This is a genomic window from Mesorhizobium sp. BHbdii, from assembly GCF_053848045.1.
The window spans coordinates 388,482-408,192 of record NZ_JBSPKX010000004.1; the positions used below are offsets into that span (position 1 = coordinate 388,482).

Annotated in this window: 16 protein-coding genes and 1 tRNA gene; 9 read left to right on the plus strand and 8 right to left on the minus strand. The window is 62.5% G+C overall.

The genetic code is table 11. The features are described 5' to 3' along the window. Positions 1-176 precede the first annotated feature (176 nt). Entirely contained in the window at positions 177-626 is a 450-nt protein-coding gene (locus tag ACWTU8_RS22490; RefSeq protein ID WP_029348412.1) for a phasin, read from the plus strand. A gap of 446 nt (positions 627-1,072) precedes the next feature. After that, a tRNA-His gene (locus tag ACWTU8_RS22495) sits at positions 1,073-1,149 on the plus strand. Between the two features lie 376 nt (positions 1,150-1,525). Here the strand turns inward: ACWTU8_RS22495 and ACWTU8_RS22500 are convergent. From ACWTU8_RS22500 to ACWTU8_RS22510, 3 genes are all read right to left on the minus strand, one after another. Then, positions 1,526-1,825, minus strand: a complete 300-nt coding sequence (locus ACWTU8_RS22500) for a DUF1236 domain-containing protein (protein WP_455849889.1) — start codon at positions 1,823-1,825, stop codon at positions 1,526-1,528. Between the two features lie 272 nt (positions 1,826-2,097). After that, on the minus strand, positions 2,098-3,576 hold the full coding sequence (locus tag ACWTU8_RS22505) for an ROK family protein (protein ID WP_455849890.1): 1,479 nt from the start codon (positions 3,574-3,576) through the stop codon (positions 2,098-2,100). Positions 3,577-3,845: 269 nt separating this feature from the next. Next, on the minus strand, positions 3,846-4,751 hold the full coding sequence (locus ACWTU8_RS22510) for a tagatose-bisphosphate aldolase (protein ID WP_455849891.1): 906 nt from the start codon (positions 4,749-4,751) through the stop codon (positions 3,846-3,848). Between the two features lie 283 nt (positions 4,752-5,034). Between ACWTU8_RS22510 and ACWTU8_RS22515 the strand changes: the two genes are divergently transcribed. The 5 genes from ACWTU8_RS22515 (at position 5,035) to ACWTU8_RS22535 (ending at position 10,188) form a co-directional block, all read left to right on the plus strand. After that, complete coding sequence (locus ACWTU8_RS22515) at positions 5,035-5,940, plus strand: sugar-binding transcriptional regulator (protein ID WP_455849892.1); 906 nt, start codon at positions 5,035-5,037, stop codon at positions 5,938-5,940. Positions 5,941-6,425: 485 nt separating this feature from the next. Next, positions 6,426-7,406: an ABC transporter substrate-binding protein gene (locus tag ACWTU8_RS22520; RefSeq protein ID WP_287331111.1), complete on the plus strand. Its 981-nt coding sequence runs from the start codon at positions 6,426-6,428 to the stop codon at positions 7,404-7,406. Between the two features lie 96 nt (positions 7,407-7,502). Further along, on the plus strand, positions 7,503-8,555 hold the full coding sequence (locus ACWTU8_RS22525) for an ABC transporter permease subunit (RefSeq protein ID WP_029348405.1): 1,053 nt from the start codon (positions 7,503-7,505) through the stop codon (positions 8,553-8,555). Next, complete coding sequence (locus tag ACWTU8_RS22530; protein ID WP_095519375.1) at positions 8,548-9,303, plus strand: ATP-binding cassette domain-containing protein; 756 nt, start codon at positions 8,548-8,550, stop codon at positions 9,301-9,303. The genes ACWTU8_RS22525 and ACWTU8_RS22530 overlap by 8 nt, the downstream gene beginning before the upstream one ends. Positions 9,304-9,933: 630 nt before the next feature. Further along, positions 9,934-10,188 (plus strand): DUF768 domain-containing protein, encoded by a 255-nt coding sequence (locus ACWTU8_RS22535; RefSeq protein ID WP_095519374.1) that lies wholly within the window; start codon positions 9,934-9,936, stop codon positions 10,186-10,188. Between the two features lie 81 nt (positions 10,189-10,269). Here ACWTU8_RS22535 and ACWTU8_RS22540 read toward each other — a convergent pair whose 3' ends face one another. Beyond that, the gene (locus ACWTU8_RS22540) at positions 10,270-11,400 is read right to left on the minus strand and encodes a DmpA family aminopeptidase (RefSeq protein WP_455849893.1); all 1,131 of its coding nucleotides are present in this window, start codon (positions 11,398-11,400) and stop codon (positions 10,270-10,272) included. A 41-nt stretch (positions 11,401-11,441) separates the two neighbouring features. Next, the gene (gene xseA / locus ACWTU8_RS22545; protein WP_455849894.1) at positions 11,442-13,007 is read right to left on the minus strand and encodes an exodeoxyribonuclease VII large subunit; all 1,566 of its coding nucleotides are present in this window, start codon (positions 13,005-13,007) and stop codon (positions 11,442-11,444) included. A gap of 109 nt (positions 13,008-13,116) precedes the next feature. Here xseA and ACWTU8_RS22550 point away from each other — a divergent pair, with 109 nt between their 5' ends. Then, positions 13,117-15,330: a putative bifunctional diguanylate cyclase/phosphodiesterase gene (locus ACWTU8_RS22550; protein WP_455849895.1), complete on the plus strand. Its 2,214-nt coding sequence runs from the start codon at positions 13,117-13,119 to the stop codon at positions 15,328-15,330. A gap of 3 nt (positions 15,331-15,333) precedes the next feature. Here ACWTU8_RS22550 and ACWTU8_RS22555 read toward each other — a convergent pair whose 3' ends face one another. Further along, complete coding sequence (locus tag ACWTU8_RS22555; RefSeq protein ID WP_029348396.1) at positions 15,334-16,290, minus strand: LysR substrate-binding domain-containing protein; 957 nt, start codon at positions 16,288-16,290, stop codon at positions 15,334-15,336. Between the two features lie 232 nt (positions 16,291-16,522). Between ACWTU8_RS22555 and ACWTU8_RS22560 the strand changes: the two genes are divergently transcribed. Then, positions 16,523-16,813 carry a DUF1127 domain-containing protein gene (locus ACWTU8_RS22560; protein WP_029348395.1) on the plus strand — a complete coding sequence of 97 codons (291 nt, stop codon included), beginning with the start codon at positions 16,523-16,525 and terminating at the stop codon, positions 16,811-16,813. Between the two features lie 184 nt (positions 16,814-16,997). Here ACWTU8_RS22560 and ACWTU8_RS22565 read toward each other — a convergent pair whose 3' ends face one another. Both ACWTU8_RS22565 and ACWTU8_RS22570 read right to left on the minus strand, forming a co-directional pair. After that, positions 16,998-18,002 (minus strand): DUF937 domain-containing protein, encoded by a 1,005-nt coding sequence (locus ACWTU8_RS22565; RefSeq protein WP_455849896.1) that lies wholly within the window; start codon positions 18,000-18,002, stop codon positions 16,998-17,000. A 207-nt stretch (positions 18,003-18,209) separates the two neighbouring features. Beyond that, positions 18,210-19,583 carry a glutamate--cysteine ligase gene (locus ACWTU8_RS22570; protein WP_455849897.1) on the minus strand — a complete coding sequence of 458 codons (1,374 nt, stop codon included), beginning with the start codon at positions 19,581-19,583 and terminating at the stop codon, positions 18,210-18,212. Between the last annotated feature and the right edge of the window lie 128 nt (positions 19,584-19,711).

Below are 19,711 nucleotides of genomic sequence, written 5' to 3' on the forward strand. Positions count from 1 at the left end.
ACAAGCCATAGCGTGCAACCGCCGGAATCTCTGGGCTCGTGGTTAACGTTGGGAGAGAAATTCTATGGTGCGCCGCAACAAAGATATTGCAATGCACAAAATTTGCCTTTATATTGCCATCATACATGAACGAGACGGCTTTCTGTCGAAGCCGCTGCCGCTGCAAAGGATGGAAAATGTCCAGGACCAAGACCGCTGAAAATGTCGAATTCCCTAGCTTCGACGCTTCCAAAGCCACCGACCAGATCCGCGCTTTCGCGGAAAAGGGCGTCGAGCAGTCGAAAGAGGCCTATGCCAAGCTGAAGACCGGCGCCGAAGAGACCCAGAAGGCTCTGGAGTCGACCTTTGAGACCGCCAAGACCGTTTCCAACGACCTGTCGCTCAAGACCATCGCCGCTCTGCGCGCCAATACCGAAGCCGGCCTTTCGCATTTCGAAGCGCTGATCGGCGCCAAGTCGCTGTCGGAGGTCGTCGAACTGCAGACCGCATTCCTGCGTAAGCGCGTCGAGATGACCGTCGAGCAGGCAAAGGATTTCCAGACCGTCGCCTCCAAGGCTGCCGAGGACGTCTCCAAGCCGATCAAGACCGCCTTCGAGAAGGCGATGAGCGAAATCAAGGCCGCCTAATATTTGCGCATATTTCGAAGATGCAACAAAAGGTCGCATTTCTTCGAACAGGATTATGTGCGATATAGTGGTCAAGCGAATACCCGGCGGGTGGAACCTCCTCCCTCTGCTCTCCGGGGTGACCAGCCAGCACCTCCTCCCGCTGGCTCGTAACAGGAAAAGGCCGGCACCTCCTCCCGCCGGCCTTTTTCTTTGCCTGGCGAAATATGATGTCGATGCCGGAGCACTCTTTGCCGACGGCGCCGCGCGTCCTCCTGGACGCGCAAAGGACGCTGCAGAATTTTGGATTTGCGCATGATCCTTTCCGAAAATCGATTCTGATTTTCGGGGCCATGCGCGGCCAAAAGCCTTGAATTAAACTCCGATAGCCCGTATTGACGCATCGCCGAACGACAGAGCGGGTCCCGGAGAATGAGCGTTCCACCCGCTCCCGCTCAGGCAAACGTGCCGTTGTAGCTCAGATGGTTAGAGCGCCGGATTGTGGATCCGGAGGTCGCTGGTTCGATCCCAGCCAACGGTACCACTACAACCTGCTGGCGGATGGGGTAGGGGCCGCCACGCCTCGACGGCGGCATCGTCGGAAAATGGCTGACCCATGCAGGGCATTTCGACACAGCGGAATTACCGCCACGTACTTCGTTTGCATGTTTCGATTCCATTAGCTTGAGCGCATGTATTCGCCAGCCAGGCGCCCACTCCCCAGTGCTCGCTGGTCAGGCCCAGCGGCCTCTAGCTGCCAGTCCCCCCACGCAACCAAGCCGCTGGGCCGCTAATCCGGCGGAAAGCGCGCTAGACCCGAATGCCAAAACGCGCGGTTAGCGCGTCGGGGGCTAGCTTCGTTCCAAACAACAAGCCGCCGCGCACTTCGGCACGGCGGGCGTTAGTTCGAAGAGTTCGTGTCAGTCGTAGACCTTCACAATCTTGCGCGTACCTGGATCGACCAGGACGGTTCGGCCATCGACGATTACGTAGCGGTATTGAACGTCCGGCACCTCGTAAAGCTCGACTGTATCGGGCAGAGCTGTGCCGATGTTGAGCTCCACGCCGAGAAGGCTGACGGATGCCATCGGTTTCTTTTTCACGTATTCCCGTATCACAGTATCCTGCTCGGGTTGAATGATGACGTCCTGAGCGGCGGCGGCGCTGACGCCACCGAGCAGAAGGATGCCTGCCGCCGCCGAGGAAAGTTGCTTACCCATAATAGCCTCCAACCAAACTCCGCTGTGGCGCTTCATTGCTGCCGCGACGGATTGCTTAGCTTGAACGGTGTGGAGTAATTCTTGTTCCACTGGCAGTGCGCGAATCCGCTTACACAAACGCGCGCCCGCTCAAGGCGGCAAGCCATCCTGACAGGTATTTCGGCAACGATTGTCGAGACACGGCGGGCAGGCACCGGGGTAACATAATGGCAAAAAAAGCCAATCAACGACTGCACTCGGATTGTGGGTCCGGAGGTAGGCGGCCGCGCTGCCTATGTGTCAGCCGCTATCGTCGCCTGCAACCATTGTGTGATGGCATCGAAAGCGATCGGTTTGGTCGTGTCGACGTCAAACAGCGGTCCGCGCCGCAGCGGCTCGGCGCGCTTGGCCAGTTCGATCAGTTCGGGGATGTAGGCAGCGCCGGGATGGCCGGCCGGACGTTGATCGAGCCGTACGCGATAGCGCTCGGCAAGAACCTCGCCGGGAGCATGACACCAGATTTCGGCGGTCTGCTCGACGCCGGCCCTTCGCAGGTGATCCTCGAGCACCTGGCGCGACTGGAAGCCGAACCAGGCGTCGACGACAAATATGGTGCCCGCCGGAGCCTCGCCGACGACCGACCAGATGGCTTGGTAACTGGCGCGGCCGAGCGTGCGGTTGAATTCGCGATCGCCGCCGCCGAGCACTTCGAGGAACGGGTTCTTGACCGTATCGAGCGCGAGCAATGGCCAACCCATGCGCTCGGCGATACCGCGCGAGACGGTGCTTTTGCCGCTGGCGGGGATGCCGTTGACGAGCACGGCGCGCCGGCTGGGCACGGCGCGCCTGGCGGGCACAGCACGCCGGCCGGGGTTGCGCCGGGCAGATGGCAAGGACACGGGCGCGACTGCCGCCTTCTTCGCGAGCGCTTGCAGACCGGCGCCGATGACGCCTGCGTCGTCGCCCAGTTGCGCCGGTTCCACCGGGCATTGGTACCACGGAGCCAAGGCGGGAGCCCTGGCAAGCGCCCTGTGAGCCGCCAGGCCAAGTCCGCCGCCGAGCAGCACCAGATCGGGATCGAACATGGCGACGGTCGTATCGATTGCCGCACGCAGCGGCCCGGCCCAGGCTTCCAGTATGCCGCGCGCCAGCGTGTCGCCGCCCGCATCGCGGGCAAAAAGCTGATCGACCGAAACATCCGGACCGAGGCCTGCCCGCGCGATGTGACGGCCAAGCGCCGTGCCTGAGCTGGTGGTTTCAACGCAGCCGCGCCGGCCGCAGACGCACGCTTCGCCTGACATGTCGACGGTGATGTGGCCGAGCTGCCCCGCCGTCCCCTTGCCGCGGACGATCCGCCGGTCTTGGACCACGGCACCGCCAATGCCGGTCCCGATCGTGAACATGACGATGCTTTCATGGCCTTTGGCGGCGCCGAGAGCCGTTTCGGCGATCAGTGCCATGTTGCAGTCATTGTCGATCACCACGGGCTTGCCCGCCAGGCTTTCCAGTCGTTGCGCCAGGGAGACCGAGGCGAGGTTGACATAGCCTCCGGACAAGACCGCGCCAAGCTGCGCATCGACGCGTCCGGGGACGCCGATGCCGATGGCGGCAACTTCGGGAGCATCGAGCCGGCGCACCATTTCGCCAATCCGGGAGAGCACGAGCTCCGGGTCCGGCGCGCTCTTCTCGGAAATGCGGTCGAGGATTTCGCCCGTGCCGGAAATACGGGCGGCGCGCAGATTGGTGCCGCCGATATCGATTCCTATGGCCATCGAACTAGAGCCTGTTCCATTTCGACTAGATCGAAATGGGGCTCTATCTTGCTGTTTGACCATGATCTTCTCCGAAAACCGGTCCCCACTTTTCGGGATCATGGCTAGAGGCATGACGTCCCGTGCGTGCCTGGTGTGAACGTCGGATAGCTACAGCGCGGCGCATCCTGGTGCGCAAAGGACGCTGTAGTATTTTGATTTGCGCATAATCCATTCCGAAAATCGATTACGTTTTTTGCTTTCGCTGACCTTCGGTTCGGGGTCGTGCGCTAAGCGGCTTTCTGCCTGTAGTTTCCGATCACCGCCTGAAGCTCGCGCAATCTCGACACCGCAATGGTCTTAAGCCTTTCCCGCTGAATGTCACGGTCAAGCGAGATGCAGTCCTTCCACAGCGACCGGCCGGCGATGACGCCTGACGCGCCGTTCCTCATCGCGATTTCGACCTGGCCCAGGAAGGTTGCGTGGTTGACGCCGGCAGAGAGGACCGCCCATGGCACCTCGCCAGCCATGCTGCTGATCCTGGCGCAGGCTTCCGGCGTTCCGGGATAAGGAAGCTTGAGCACCTTCGCCCCGCATTCCAGCGAAATCCGGGTCCCCTCTTCGACAAGCCAGGGGATCTTGGCTGTATAATCTTCAAGGCTTTCCCCTTCGACCTGATAGGTCAGGAACTCGACGACGAGCAGGAGGTCCTCTTGCGCGAAGTCGGCGATGCATTGGCGCAGAATGGCGACATTGTGCTCATTCGCCTCAGGCCTATCAGCCCTGAGATAGACCATGATCTTGCCGCCGGTGCCGCCGAGCTCTCGGACGCGGCGCGCGCCGATGCCGGGAACGAGACGCGACAGGCGGTAGCCGGCGGGCGACACGTCGAAGCCCGAGGCATCGAGGCCGATGAGCAGGGCCGTATCGCGGCTCAGCACCCCTTCATCGACAACTCGCGGCACTGCGCAGAGCGGGTCGAGCAGCACGCAGGATGCCTGGCTGGCGAGGTATCGCGTGATGTCCGACTTGGTGTCGCCGAGCATGTCGTTGGTGATCTTGGCCTGTTCTGCAGGGTCCGCCGCAAGCAACGTCCGCATGCCGCCGCGCTGGTCACAGGCGATGGCCATGATGGCCCGGTCTTGGCCGCATATCTGCTGGTAGCCGCGCAACTCTGCGGTCGTCATCTTTGTCATGGTCTTTTGTCCGATGTTGGCGCCCGTTCAGCAGGGCGCAGATCCGTGGAACAAGAAAGGCTTAGTTCTTTACCTGCCCGTCGGCAGGAGGTTTGCCGCTTTGGTGCGCTATCGAACCGAGAAAAATTGGCCTTAGCCGCTATTCGTCGTGGAAACGAGCCCACGTTGCGAGTCAGCCGAATTTGCGCGATAACTCCCATCGGTTGCCAGGTCTGTAACACATTGCTGAAAGGAATTGCAACTGCCTGTCCCTCCCGCACAAGATGCAGCCACATCGCGGACGATGCTGCATACGGTCGCCAAACTGCACTACGAGGCTGAGATGTCGCAGGTCGATATCGCGCGGCGGCTTGGTGTCTCAACCGCGACCGTATCGCGCCTCCTGCAGCGGGCGAGAGCAGAGGGCATCGTGAGGATCGAGGTTCTCGACCTTGCAACCCCCGAAGGCATCACCACGCAACTGATCGAGGGACTCGGACTTCGCGACGCGGCGGTCATCGAAACGCCGGCAGCCGGTGCGCTGACGGCCCTCGCTGCGCCGCTCGGCGCCTTGATCAAGCAAGCGGAGCTGACGGCCGGATCGGTGGTCGCCATTGGCTGGGGGCGAGCCATTCGCGAGGTGATCCAGGCAGGCCTGCCGCGCATTCCCGGCGTTCTGACCGTCGCTGCCACCGGCGGTATGCAGCAGCAGGCGCCGCATTTTCAGATCAACGAGTTTGTGCGGCTCGCCGCCGAAGAATTCGGCGGGACGCCGCATTTCATCCATGCGCCCTATCTGCCGTCCTCCGAATTGCGTGAGGTCTTCCTCGGCGATGCGACCATCCGCGACAGCGTCGCGCTTTGGGACCGGACCGATGTTGCGATCGTCGGTATCGGCCTGCCCCATGCCATCAATCCGCCTGAGGCGAGCGCGGCCACTCTGAGCGAACAGGCCCTGTTTCATGCGGCTGGAGACGTCATTCGCCATTACTTCGACGCCGAAGGCACGCTCATCCCGTGGGAGGGGGAGGGCCGGATGATCGCAATGTCGCCTGCCCAGCTTCGAGCCGTCCCTCTGGTGATCGGCGTTGCCGCCTCGCCGGAGAAGGCGACGGCCGTCATCGGTGCCGTCCGCGCCAGGCTGATCAACGCTCTGGTAACGGACACGAAGACGGCCCAGGCCATCCTCGAGGCCCTCTTGCCCCGATAGTTGCGGGCACGCCGATGCGTGACCTCGGCACCCCGATCGATCCAAACTGATTGACACCAACGCGGCTCGCGAGCCCGCCGCCGCGAAATCATCAGTTGTGTCGCCAAAGAGTTGGGGCAATAGTCTGCGTGAGGGGCGGCGGGGCTGACAGATGGTGACCGGTTTGAAAGCGTTTCGATCCCGGAAATACCCAGTTGCAATTTCTTTCAGCAAAGTGTTACAACCTTGCGGCTAGGCACGCATGCGCGTCGAGCGGCGCTGTTCCCTGCATCTTGCGGAGGCTAGGAATGGGACTGCGCATCAGGCCGGTCGGTTTCCACTGGCTGATCTAACGACTGGGGGGCGCTCGGGAGGAAAGCTGCCCATAACAGCAAGCAGGCGAAACCCGTCTCTCGCCGCCAGCACTTCACATAGCCGGAACGAATTGACAGCCATTTCAATGTCGATCGCAACGGCAAATCTGCCCACACCATGAGGAGGATGTTATGAAGAAGATTGTTGCCGCCCTGGCGGCTCTCGCCATCTGCGCAACGGCGCTGATCACGCCCGCTTTGGCGCAGGACAAGAAGTTCACCGTTGCGCTCATTCCGGGTCTCACCACCGACGGCTTTTACATCACCATGCGCAAGGGAGCCCAGGCGGCAGCCGATGCTCTTGGTGTGACCCTGGTTTTCCAGGGTGCCCCGGATTTCAATCCGGTAACGCAAGTCCCCGTGCTTGACGCGGTCATCGCCAAGAAGCCGGACGCCATCCTGATCGCGCCGACCGACAAGGTTCAATTGGTCGAACCGCTGCGCAAGGCCAATGATGCCGGCATTCCGGTGATCACTGTCGACACCTTCATCGGCAGCGGCGTCTACCAGACCGGCGCCGGGGAGGCGGATTTCCCACTGTCCTATATTGCCTCGGACAACATTCTGGGCGGCGAGATCGCCGCGCGGGCATTGGCCAAGGCCATAGGCGACAAGGGCAAGGTTTACGTTTCGAACGTCAAGCCCGGCATTTCGACCACCGACCAGCGTGAAGAGGGCTTCAAGAAGGAGATGGCGGCCAACCATCCCGGCATCACCGTTCTCGAGACCCAGTTCAACGACAACGACGCCAACAAGGCCGCCTCGCAACTGCAGGCTGTGTTCGCGCGCAATCCCGATCTCGTTGGGGTGTTCGGCGCAAACCTCTTCTCGGCGCTTGGCGCGGCTAACGGCGTCCAGCAGGCCGGGCAGACCGGCACCGTCAAGGTCGTGGCGTTCGACGCGCCGACCAGCATTGTCGACAACATCAACACGGGCCTTGTCGACGTAGCGATTGCCCAGCATCCCGCGGAAATCGGCTATTTCGGTGTCGTGTCGGCCTATGCCCATCTGACCGGCCAGTCGATTCCGGTTGCGATCGGCACCGGCTTTACGATCATGGACAAGTCCAACATCGCCGACCCCAACATCTCGAAGTACCTCTATTCCGAATAAGTCCAGCCAGTCTCCTTCCGGCCTGCCGGAAGGAGACCTGCGCCGGGTCCATTTGACCCTGTTTGACGGAGACCGCGCTGCGGATCGGAACCATTCATGACTTCAACATCACCAACCGAAATGCATGTCGCTCCTCAGGCGGATCACGGTGACCCGGCCAGGAGCTGGCTCGCACGCATCGCCGAGGGACGCGCCTGGCTGTTCCTCGCCGGCCTGATCATCTGTTTCGAGGTTTGGTCCAGGCTCTCCTTCGGCGCGACCTTCGTGCTCAACCCGTTCAACGTGCAGTCCATTGCGATATTTGCCGTGGCGCCGTTGCTGCTGGCGACCGGGCAGACCTTCGTCATCATTTCGGGAGGCATCGACCTCTCGCTGGGCTTCATCATGGGTCTCGCGGCCGTCGTCGCGGCCCACGCCACGAATATGGCTGGCGTCGCGATGCCGGTGCCTCTGGCCATGATGTTGGGCATTCTGGCGGCCGTGCTTGTCGCCGGCGTGCCTGGCCTAATCAACGGCTTGCTGATCTCGCGCCTCAGAATTCCACCCTTCATCGGCACGCTTGGCATGTTCGGCGTGGCGCGCGGCGCTGCGTTCCTGCTGGCCGGCGGCACGACAGTGCCGGTCCAGAATTCCTGGTTCGCGCTGCTTGGCAACGGCAGGCTCTACGGTGTCCCCTATCTCGTCATCATCGCCGCCGCCTTCGTCGTCGTGATGCACTACATCCTGAGCCAGACCCGGTTTGGCCAGCACAACTACGCTATTGGCGCCAATGTGCAGGCGGCGCGTCGCGCCGGCATCGACATCAGGGGCCACATCCTGCGCCTCTACGTGCTCTCGGCGATGTGCGCCGGCCTCGGGGGCGCGCTCTATGCGGCGCGCTTCACCGCGGGCGCCGCCCAGGCCGGCGAACCCTTGCTGCTCGACAGCGTCGCAGCCGTGGTGATCGGCGGCGCCAGCCTGTTCGGTGGCTCCGGCACCATCTTCGGGACGGTTGCCGGCGCCTTGGTGATCGCGGTCATTCAATACGGGCTGGTTTTCGTCAATGTCGAGCCGTTCTGGCAGTTCATCGCCGTCGGCCTCGTCATCATTATCTCCGTCCTAATCGACCAGGCGCAGCGCCGGTTCAGTGGAGCTCGCCAGGATGAATAGTTCCGAACAAACCACCCCCCTTCTCGAAGTCCGACACCTTTCCAAGCATTTCGGTGCGGTGCAGGCGCTGAATGATTTCTCCATGGCCGTGCGGCCGGGTGAAGTGGTGGCGCTGGCGGGCGACAACGGCGCCGGCAAGACGACGCTGATCAAGGCGATATCGGGCGTCTTTCAGCCGACCGGCGGTGAAATTCTGCTCAGGGGTCAGCCGGTCACCTTCGCGACGCCGCAGGAGGCGCGCGAAAAAGGCATCGAGACCATTTACCAGGATCTCGCTCTCGCCGACAATTTGTCCATCGGCGCCAATATCTTCCTCGGCCGTGAACCGATGCGCAAGGCCTTCGGCTTCCTGCCGGTGCTCGATCGCAAGGCCATGGCCGTCGCCGCCAAGCAGACCATGGGACGGCTGGACTTCCATGTCAGCCGGCTCGACGCCCCGGTCAGCAATTTCTCCGGCGGTCAACGGCAGGCTGTAGCCATCGGCCGGGCCGTCTATTGGGACGCGCAGATCCTGATCATGGACGAACCGACCGCGGCCCTCGGCGTACCGGAGCAGCGCAAGGTCATTTCGCTCATCCACCAACTCAAGGCACAAGGGCGGGGCGTGATCTTCATCTCGCACAATCTGCAGGATATTTTCGCCGTTTCCGACCGCATCGTCGTGCTGCGCCGCGGCGTTCAGGCTGGCGAGCGCAAGATTTCGGAAACCAACCATGACGAAGTCGTCAAGCTCATGGTTGGCGGATAAGCCGAACTTTTCGATTATTTGAAACAGCTCACTTGCCGAGGAAATCAGCCTCCCGGGCCGCCAGCCGGCAACTCTTTGGCGAGAAGCGACCCGCGGCAAGATCGCCGGCATAGGCTATCGCGCCTAGCTGCTCAGCACCTCGAAGCGCTCGGTCGATTCCCGGTGAAGTATGCTCGCCCCCATGATGATAATACGCCACACAGATGCGCTCGGCGGAGCGGAAACAAGCAGGATGGCGAGCAGAGTCGACATTGCCTGAGGATGTCACTATATAGCGGCGGCTTTGGCCGCGTGCTCTAGGGGTGCGCAGCGAATGGCGCCGCAAACGTGCCACGTATTGTGACACCTATTGTCATACAAATTGACTGGAATACCGGAAAAAAGCAAGTAGAAACAATGGTGCGATCCGGGACATGATCCCAGCCAACGGTGCCAGTCTCCTCAAGAAAATAGAATCTCGTCAACAATTAGAATGTGCTCCTTGAACCTTCGATTCACGTCAGCTCTGTGGAGCTTGGGCAAGATCGGCTTGCCGGACGACGACGACTCGGTTGGAATGGAATCGTGCATCTTTTCGGGGATACCGGCGTTTATGATTACCAACCGGCGCAGCCGCCAGGGAACAGCAGCATGAGCGAACACGCGATCGAGTTCTTGCAAGGGTGGATCGGCGAAAAGGTCCACTGCCAGCCCTCGCTAGACAGGATCGAGGAGCAGGCCGAGACCCTCGCCAGGGAATGCGCCGCCAAGGCGGCTGAAGCCGGCATACCGCTGGAGGATATCCAGGAAGAGGTCGGCGACATTCAGGAGCTTATAGCGTCGAAGCTGGAAGAGGCGGCTGAGGCCGACCAGGACGAAAAGAATTCGGACAAGCCTGCCGAGTGACATGCCGACCCGGCGAAAGGCATCTATTATCAGGCTCAACCATTTCCAAGACCTGTGCGACGCGTGACACGCCACACAGTCCTACTTTCCCTGACTTGCACCGAATTTGCCCTTGAGCCATGCCTTCGGCAGCGCCGGCACGAAATTGCCGTCGCGCCCGGTCATGTCGTCATTGGCGACCAGCGCATTGAGGATCGCTTCCTCCACACTTTCGATCACGGCGTCGAAGAACAGATCGATGTCGGTATCCGGGATAAAATCGGCGCTGCCGATGCGGCCTGACGGCGCCAGTGCCGCCTCGCGGTTGGCGGTCGAAAAGGCGAGGAAAATATCGCCCGAGCTATGATAGCCGAACCCGCCGGTCATGGCGACGCCGAGCGGCGCCCGGCGGGCCAGCCGCTTCATCTGATGCGGCATGAACGGCGCATCGGTGGCGACGATCCCGATGATTGAGCCCTTTTCGGCGCGCGGCGTGTTTTCGCCGATAGCCGGTTCCACGAGATCGGGCCCGGCACGCAAGCCGCGAATGACAAAATTGCTCCGCTTGCCGAAATTCGCCTGCACGAACGCGCCGACCGTGTAGCGCCGGCCGTGCCATTCGACGATGCGCGATGCCGTGCCGGAGCCTGCCTTGAAACCGAAGGCGATCATGCCGGTGCCGCCGCCGACGCTGCCTTCCTCGATCGATGCTCTGGTCGCGCCATCGAGTGCCGCGGCGACATGCTTGAACCTGAGATGGTGGCCGTTGATGTCGTTCAGGAAACCGTCATAGGTTTCCGCCGCCACCGGCAGGCCCCAGCCGCTGTCGAGCACGGCCGGCAGCACGCGCTGCATCCAGCGCAGCGTTGCGTCGCGTGAAACGCCGCAGGAATGCGTGTTGGTGATGGTGATCGGGAAATTGAAGGCACCGGTTTCCTCGATGATGTGCGAGCCGGTCAATTCGCCATTGCCGTTCTGGCTGAAGATGCCGGCAAAAACCGGCGTGGCGAGATCGGCGCGCGGTCTCGGCAGGATAGCGGTCACGCCGGTGCGCACCGGTCCCTTGCCGACCACCAGCGCACCATCGCCCGAAATCAGCGTCGAATAACCGAGAGCAACGCCAGCCACATCGGTGATGGCGTTGAACGGCCCAGGCGTGCCGTCAAAACTTATGCCGAAGGCTCGCGCGCGCGGCCTGCCGGAAGGCGTCGTCTGGTGATGATTGTCGGTCATGCGGGCTCAGAAATCATAGGTGCTCAGAAAATCATTGCCACTCAGAACAGGGAGCCTTGATTGCCAGGCTCCTTGGTTTTGGCGGCCGGCTTCGCAGTTGTTTTCGATCGTGCGGCAGCGCTGGTCGCAACCGCATCGGCGGTCCCGTCGGCAAACTCCAGCGAAAGTGCCATACCCGGCACCACTTCCGCAGCTTGCTTGATCACCGCGCCGTCGGCGTCTTTCACCAAGGCGAAGCCACGCGCCAACACCGCCTTGTGCGACAGCGTCGCCAGCAGCCGGTCGGCCTGGGTCAATTTCCCGCGCAAGCGCTCGAGCCGTACGGAAATCACCCGGTCCTGTCGCCGCGACAGCGCCGCCAGGGCATCTGCCTGCAATTTCTGCCGCCTTGCGATCGGCGCCGGCGAAAGCCGCGCCGCGGTGCGCGAAAACCGCGTTCGCCGCTCGCGCACGATGGCGAAGAACGCCGCTTGCGCGCGGGCGAGGTCGCGGCCGGCCAGCGTGCGGGCCTCGTTCATGCGTCGCGACAGGGTGGCCGGCGTCAGCCGCTGCGCCTGAAGCCTGGCTCGTTTGCGCTGGACGCTGACGGACAGCGCCCGGCCCAGCCGGCTGGTCGCCTCGTCGAAACGCCGGCGCGGCAGCGCCAGCAACTGGTCGGGCGAGGGCAGCGCCCGGGCAGCGGCACGCACCGCCTGGAGCTTGCGCTCGAAATTGCGCGATACCGCGGTCTTCAGCCGCGCGCCAAGACCGGCAAGCGTCGCTTCGAGGTCGACTTTGACCGGCACGGCGATCTCAGCAGCACCCGTCGGTGTCGGCGCCCGCACATCCGCCGCCAGGTCGATCAGCGTCCAGTCCGTTTCATGGCCGACAGCGGAGATCACCGGAATGCGCGAGGCGGCGACGGCGCGGGCCAGCCCCTCGTCATTGAACCCCCAAAGGTCCTCCAGGCTGCCGCCGCCGCGCGCCACGATCAACACGTCGGGGTGCGGAATAATGCCATCCTGCGCCAGTGCGTTGAAGCCGTTGACGGCGGCTGTCACTTCGGCGCCTGCCGTCTCGCCCTGCACCCGCACCGGCCAGACAAGCACGTGCAACGGAAACCGGTCCTTGATCCGGTGGATGATGTCGCGAATGACGGAGCCTGTCGGCGAGGTGACGACGCCGATGACGCGCGGCATGAATGGCAGCAAGCGCTTGCGGCTGCCATCGAACAGGCCTTCGGCCTGCAGCCGGCGCTTGCGCTCGTCCAGCAGCGCCATCAGCGCTCCGGCGCCGGCCGGCTCCAGATTGTCGATGACGATCTGGTAGGTGGACTTTCCAGGATAGGTGGTGAGCCGGCCGGTGGCGATCACCTCCATGCCCTCTTCGGGGCGGAACTTCAGCCGGCTCATTGTGGTCTTCCAGACCACGGCGTCGAGCCGTGCGCGGTCGTCCTTCAGGCAGAAATAGGCATGGCCGGAGGAGTGCGGCCCGCGATAGCCTGATATTTCGCCACGCACCCGCACATTGCCGAAGACGTCCTCGACCGTGCGCTTCAGCGCGCCGGAAATCTCGCTCACCGTGTATTCGGTGGCATTGGTGCGTGATTCGGATGCTGCGTCGCTCATGGGCCGATTGGGGGGCGGTTGTTGGCCGGCGTCAAGGCTGTCGCCCATAGCATAACCTGATCTTAACCCGATTTGATGACTGTCACGGAAAAGAGAGTGGCCAGGACGCATGAGCCGACGCCTTCGACGCAGCCCATTGACGTTCCAGGTCACGCTAACGATGATGGCGCTTGCCATTTTCGCGCTTGCTATGGTCGTCGGCTTTGGCTTTTACGCCACCATCCAGGCGGATAGCACCTCCCTCGAGCGGCAGAAAATTTTTTTCACCAACGGCATGCGGGACCGGATCGCGGCGGTGGAGCGCGAGCAGGAAAGCATCGCCGTCTGGGACGATGCCGTCATCAATACCAAAGCGGGCAACGAGGTCTGGATCGTCGATAACATCAGCGTCTGGATGTATTCCTACTACGGGCATGATCGGGTCTATATACTGGATGCCGGCGACCGCCCGATCCATGCGATGCGTGAAGGAAAGGTGATGGCGCCGGCCAGTTACAGCGAGGACGAGCCGGTTCTGTTGCCCACCGTGGAGAGGGTACGCCGGCTGATCCGTGAGCCGGCGAAAGAAAATCAGGCCGGCGGTCCGGTCAAATTGGTCGCCGGGGATCTGGTGGAGCTTGACGGAAGGCCTGCCATCCTCAGCATCATGCCGCTGATACCGGGTACCGACCGCGTCGTCCAGGCACCTGGCAGCGAATACCTTCATATCTCGGTGCAGTTCATCACCGATGCGGTCCTGGCCAAGATCGCCGGGCAATATCTGCTGACGGGCGCCCGCCTGCTGCCGTTGTCGAAGCCGGTCGGCGAGGCCGCCATTCCGCTGGTCGATTCGCGTGGCGTCATCCTGGCTTTTGTCGGCTGGGATCAGGAGCGGCCAGGAAGAGCACTGGTGCGCGAGGCAGGCCCGGCCCTGATCGGCGGCGCGCTGCTTGCGGCCGGTGTTCTGGCATTCCTGCTGCGCCGCCTCCGCCGTACATCGTTGGCGCTGCAGACCAGTCAGGACAAGGCGCAGTATCTCGCCTTCCACGACACGCTCACCGGCCTTCCCAACCGAGCCCTGTTCGAGGACCGGCTCCGGCGCGCTTTGCTCACGGCCAGTCACGAAACTGCCAAAGTGGCACTGCTTTACCTCGACCTCGACCGTTTCAAGCACGTCAACGACACGCTTGGCCACCCTGCCGGCGACGAGCTCGTTCGCCAGACCGCCGCGAGGCTCCAGCAGGCAATCCGCGAAGTCGACACCGTGGCACGGCTCGGCGGCGATGAGTTCGCTATGATCCTGATCGATGTACACGACATCCGAGGCGCCGAAGATGTTTCGGAGGGCCTGCTTCAAAAGCTGCAGGAGCCGTTCAAGCTGGCCGACGACCAGGTTTTTGTCAGCGCCAGCATCGGCATCGCATTGTCGACCGGTCCAGGTGCCGATGCGGACGACTTGCTGCGCAAGGCCGACATCGCGCTTTACGAAGCCAAGAAGAATGGTCGCGGCCGTTACGAGGTCTTCGCCGGCGACATGGACGACCTCCTGCTGCGCAAGCGCAAGGTCGAGAGCGAGCTTCGCCATGCCCTGAATGGCGGAACCGGGATCAAGCTGGCGTATCAGCCGGTCTTTGCGGCAGACGGCAGCACGATCCTCGGTGCCGAGGCGCTGATCCGCTGGGGACATGAGGTCCACGGTGCACTGCCGCCAGCACAGTTCATCGCCATCGCCGAAGAACGTGGCATGATCGGTCAGCTTGGCAAATGGGTGCTGCACGAAGCCTGCCGCTTCGCTGTCGGCACCGATTTACCTTGGATGGCCGTCAACGTGTCGCCGCTGCAACTGCGCGACTCCGATTTTGTCGAGCAGGTTGTCGCGATCCTCGCCGAGACCGGATTGGCGCCAGGGCGCCTGCAGCTCGAGATCACCGAGAGCGTGCTGCTGGACAACAACGATACGACCAGGACGGCTCTGGCTGCCTTGCGCCAGTCGGGGATCGCCATAGTACTCGACGACTTCGGCACCGGCTATTCGTCGCTGAACTATCTGCGCCGCCACGCCATCGACAAGCTCAAGATTGACCGGTCTTTCGTGAACCTTCTTGGCCGCGACGAGAGTTCGGTAGCGATCGTCAGGGCGCTGGTCGATCTTGCCGACGCTCTCCACGTCGGCGTCACTGCGGAAGGCGTCGAGACCGAGGAGCAAAAGGCGCTGCTCGTCGCCATGGGCTGCCGAGAGTTTCAAGGCTACCTGCTGTCGCTGCCACTGGAGCCGGACCAATTGCTGCGCCTGCCCGGCTTTTTGCCCGGCAACGACAGCACGCAGGAAACAGTTTTCGCCTGATCCTTACCAGCCCGGCAGGATCTGGTTCGGCTTGGTTCGCTTCAGCTTCGAAAAGGCGAGTGCTGCGAAGTCGAAGCTCCCCGTCTCTTCGCCGAGCGGCACGGAAATATTATCGAGGCTTTCCGAAATGTGGCGGGCCAGCGCGTCGACGATCTCCGGCCGCGACGTCTGGCCGCGCATGATGCCGATGCGGCAATCGGGCAGGGCGCCGAACCCGTCGGCGTCGCCCAGAACCCGCATGCCGGGCCGCAGCGCGCATTCCGGCAGCACCGAGATGGCCAGGCCGGAAAGCACCGCGGCGGTGATGACGGTTGCCGAGAAGCTGGTGAACAGGATGCGGTAGTCGCGGTTCTGCCGGTCGAGCACGTCGACGGCAGCCCGCCGCCAGATGCAGTTCGGGCGGCCGAAAGCCATCGGCAATGTGTCCTGCTCATGTGTCGCGTGGTTGGCCGAAGTGACCCACAGCAGCGGTTCGCGCCGCACCACTTCCGACTGACCGTGCGCGTCATTATGCGTCACCAGCGCCAGATCGAGATTGCCGCGCTTGATATGCTCGACCAGCCCCGGCGTCGGCTCGCAGATGACGGTCAGCTCGACACGTGGATTGGAACGGGCGAAGCGGGCCATGATCTCGGGCAGGAAGCGATCGGCATAGTCGTCCGGCGTGCCGATGCGGATCGTGCCTTCGAGCCGCCGGTCGTCGAAGGCGGCCAGCGTTTCGCGATTGAGGAACAGCAGCCGTCTTGCGTAGGAGAGCAGCCTGTCGCCGTCCTCGGTCAGCCTGTTGGTACGCCCGTCCTTTTCGAACAGCGGCTTGCCGATCCGCTCCTCCAGCCGGCGCATCTGCATGGACACCGCCGACTGAGTCCGATGCACCTCTTCTGCCGCGCGGGTAAAGCTGCCGGTGTCGACAATCGTGACGAAGGTCTGCAACTGATCGAGATCGAGTGGCGCTTTCATCGGTCCAATCCATCACTGCTGTTGATGCTAAAGATTAGAAACATTCGTTGGATTAATCAATCGAACGATGGCAAATTTACGATTGTCCACATCAAAGCAATGCATGTCACCTAAAAGTGGTCACCGGTTTTAGGACGACGACATGCGTCTTGTAAGTGAATCGGGACCGGAACGGCCGCTGTTGCCAGCGCCGATCACCTGTCTTCGTCCGTTCGAATGAAAGGAGACTGACATGGCTACGTTTGATTTCGCCACCGAGACTTCGCGCATCACGTCGCGTCCGGCTATTGCGACGCGCGTAGTCAACACCATCTCCAACGTCTATCGCGCCTGGAAAAACCGCCGCGCCTTCTATCGCCTTGGCGAGATGTCGGACTCCGAACTCGCCGACATCGGCTTGACGCGCGCCGATCTCCACGTCGCCATCGAGGTGCCGTTCGGCCGCGATCCAACCGAGAGGCTTCGCATCATCGCGGCCGATCGCACAGACACGATAGAGGGTATTGCCCGCAAGGTGGCATGATCGCGTTGTTGCGTGCCCTTTCGCGTGCTTTGCGCGTCTAAAGGGCGCACGGCGCTTGGATTTCGCAGGCTCCCACTCCCTGCCGGTTCCCCCGCCGGCCCGCCTGCACACTGCCCGGTTCTCACAAGGACCGGGCATTTTCTTTGATCAACGCTGAAGATCAGATGCCGGCAGCCTCGTCGGGTTACCGGCGATCCATTCCTCGCTTGAACTGGTCGAAGATCGATTCGACGCCCTTCAGGTAATCGTCGCGCTGCTGCGCGCCCGTCTCGAACATCTTGCCGAACAAATCGTCGAACGGATTCCTTGGCCTGCCGCTCGGATTGGCCGGCGGCTGTGGCGCCGGGCGCTGCTGGGGCGCCTGACGCGGCTGCGGCTGAGGCTGCTGCGGCTGTTGCGCACCACCGCCGAACATATCCTGCAGCACCTTGCCGAGCGGATTGTCACCATACGGGTTCTGCGTTTGTTGGGGCTGCGGCTGGCTTTGCGGCTGTTGCGCACCGCCGCCGAACATATCCTGCAGCACCTTGCCGAGCGGATTGTCGCCGTAGGGACTGGGCGCCTGCTGCGGCTGGGTTTGCGGCTGCTGCGCGCCGCCGCCGAACATGTCCTGCAGCACCTTGCCGAGTGGGTTGTCCATCGGGCCGGGCGCCTGGCGCTGCTGTGGTGCCGGCGCTTGCGCGGCTCCGCCGGCCTGCCGCATCATCTGCTCGATAATCTCGCCGAGCGGATTGCTGCCGCCGCCGAATCCGCCTGCTGCCTGCATCTGATTTGTGGTCTGCTTGAACAGTCCGCCCATCATCATCGAAGCCACGGCCGGCAGCATCTGCTGCAAAACCTGCTGGCTGACACCGCTTGCCTGCGCAGCCTGGCTGGCAACGGCGCGGGACAGCTCTTTCGAGCCGAACAGATGGCCAAGAATGCCGTTGCCTTCATCGACGCCCTGCGGCGAGAAAGCCCGGCTTGCGTCCTCGAAATATTTGGCGTGCTGGCCGCTGGCCATTGCCGTCATGAATGCGCCGAGCCCGTAAGGATCGGACGTGTTGCGCTTCAGCCCCTGTGAAAAAGCCGGCAGCAGCGCCTCCACCGCCGATTGCGTTTGCTGCTGCGACAGCCCGAACTGTTGGGCCAGGGCCTGCATGCCGTTGCCGTTCTGAGCCTGCGCCAGAATGTCGAACAAGGAAGGCATTGGTTTTCTCCTCCGGGAAAATCCTCGCAGGAAAGCCTACCGCATCGGCCCGAAAATCGGAATCGATTTTCGGAAAGCACGATGCGGTAGCTTAAAGAGAGTCAGGGCGTCCTTGCGCGTCCACCAGGGCGCGCGGCGCTCTAATTCGTTTCCACTACTAACTGAGGCGACTATTCCTGAGCTGTCGGCCAACCGGATAGCAAACTGCTAGTACGCATATTCCATGAACACCGGCTCGATCGAGCCGCCCCAGCGCGTATGATAGGCGGAGAGCAGCTCTTCGGCGCTTGTCGTGCCACGCGCGACCACTTCGTCCAGCGTGCTGAGGAACGACGTTTCATCATAGCCGTCGCGGTTCTTGCGGCCGCGGTTCTTCAGCCCCATGCGCGAGATGACAAGCACGTCGCGGGCGATCTCGCGCAGTGTCGTGTTGCGGAACGGCGCCGAAATGCCCTGTTCCGGCACGGCGTTGCGCATCGCCAGCACCTCTTCATAGCTCCAGCTCGAGGCCAGCGCCTCGGCCGCGTCGAGCGCCGCCGCGTCATAGAGCAGCCCGACCCAGAAGGCCGGCAGCGCGCAGATGCGCCGCCACGGTCCGCCATCGGCGCCGCGCATTTCAAGGAAACGCTTCAATCGCACGTCGGGGAACAGCGTCGACAGATGGTTCGCCCAATCGCCCATCGTCGGCAGCCCGTCGGGTATCTCGTTGCGGGCCGCACCTGCCATGAACTGGCGGAAGGTGACGTGTGTCATGTCGTGGTACTGGCCGTCGCGGATGACGAAATACATCGGCACTTCGAGCGCCCATTCGACATAGTCGGCGAAGCCGAAATCGGGCGAGAAGCAGAATTCGAGCAGGCCCGAGCGCTGGTTGTCGGTGTCGCGCCAGATGTCGCCGCGCCAACTCTGAAATCCGTTGGGCCGGCCTTCGGTGAAGGGCGAGTTGGCGAACAGCGCCGTCGACAGTGGCTGCAGCTTCAGCGACACCTGCATCTTGCGGCGCATGTCGGCCTCGCTCTCGAAGTCGAGATTCACCTGGATGGTGCAGGTGCGGTACATCATGTCGAGTCCTTTGGTGCCGACCTTGGGCATGTAGCGCGTCATGATCTCGTAACGCGATTTCGGCATTTTCGGTGTGTCGGCCAGTGACCATTTCGGGCTGCCGCCGAGGCCGAGGAAGCGTATGCCCATCGGCTCGGCGATCTCGCGCACCTGCGCCAGATGCGCATTGCCTTCGCGGCAGGTCTGGTGGATCGTCTCCAGCGGCGCGCCGGACAGTTCGAACTGGCCGCCGGGCTCCAGCGAGATCGCGCCCTGGCCGGTCGGCTCGACCAGCCCGATAATGCGGCCGGCATCCATGATCGGATCCCAGCCGAGTTTTTCCTGCATGCCCTCGAGAATGGCGCGGATGCCGTGCTCGCCGCCATAGGGCACCGGCGCATTGCCGTCGACATAGAACGGGAATTTCTCGTGTTCGGTGCCGATGCGCCATTTGTCGCGCGGCTTGTTGCCTTCAGCCAGATGCGCGACAAGCTCGTCGACGCCTTCGATCGGCCGGAAATCGGTTGTGTCGCGCGCCATTACAAGTCCTCTGCAGGCGGTCGGACGACCGCCGGCGCTAGATGGACGAAATGTCAGTAGGCGATCAAGCGAAAAATCCTGAGCCACAGGCTAACTGGAATTGATTGACGCTGCTTCTTCCTTCTCCC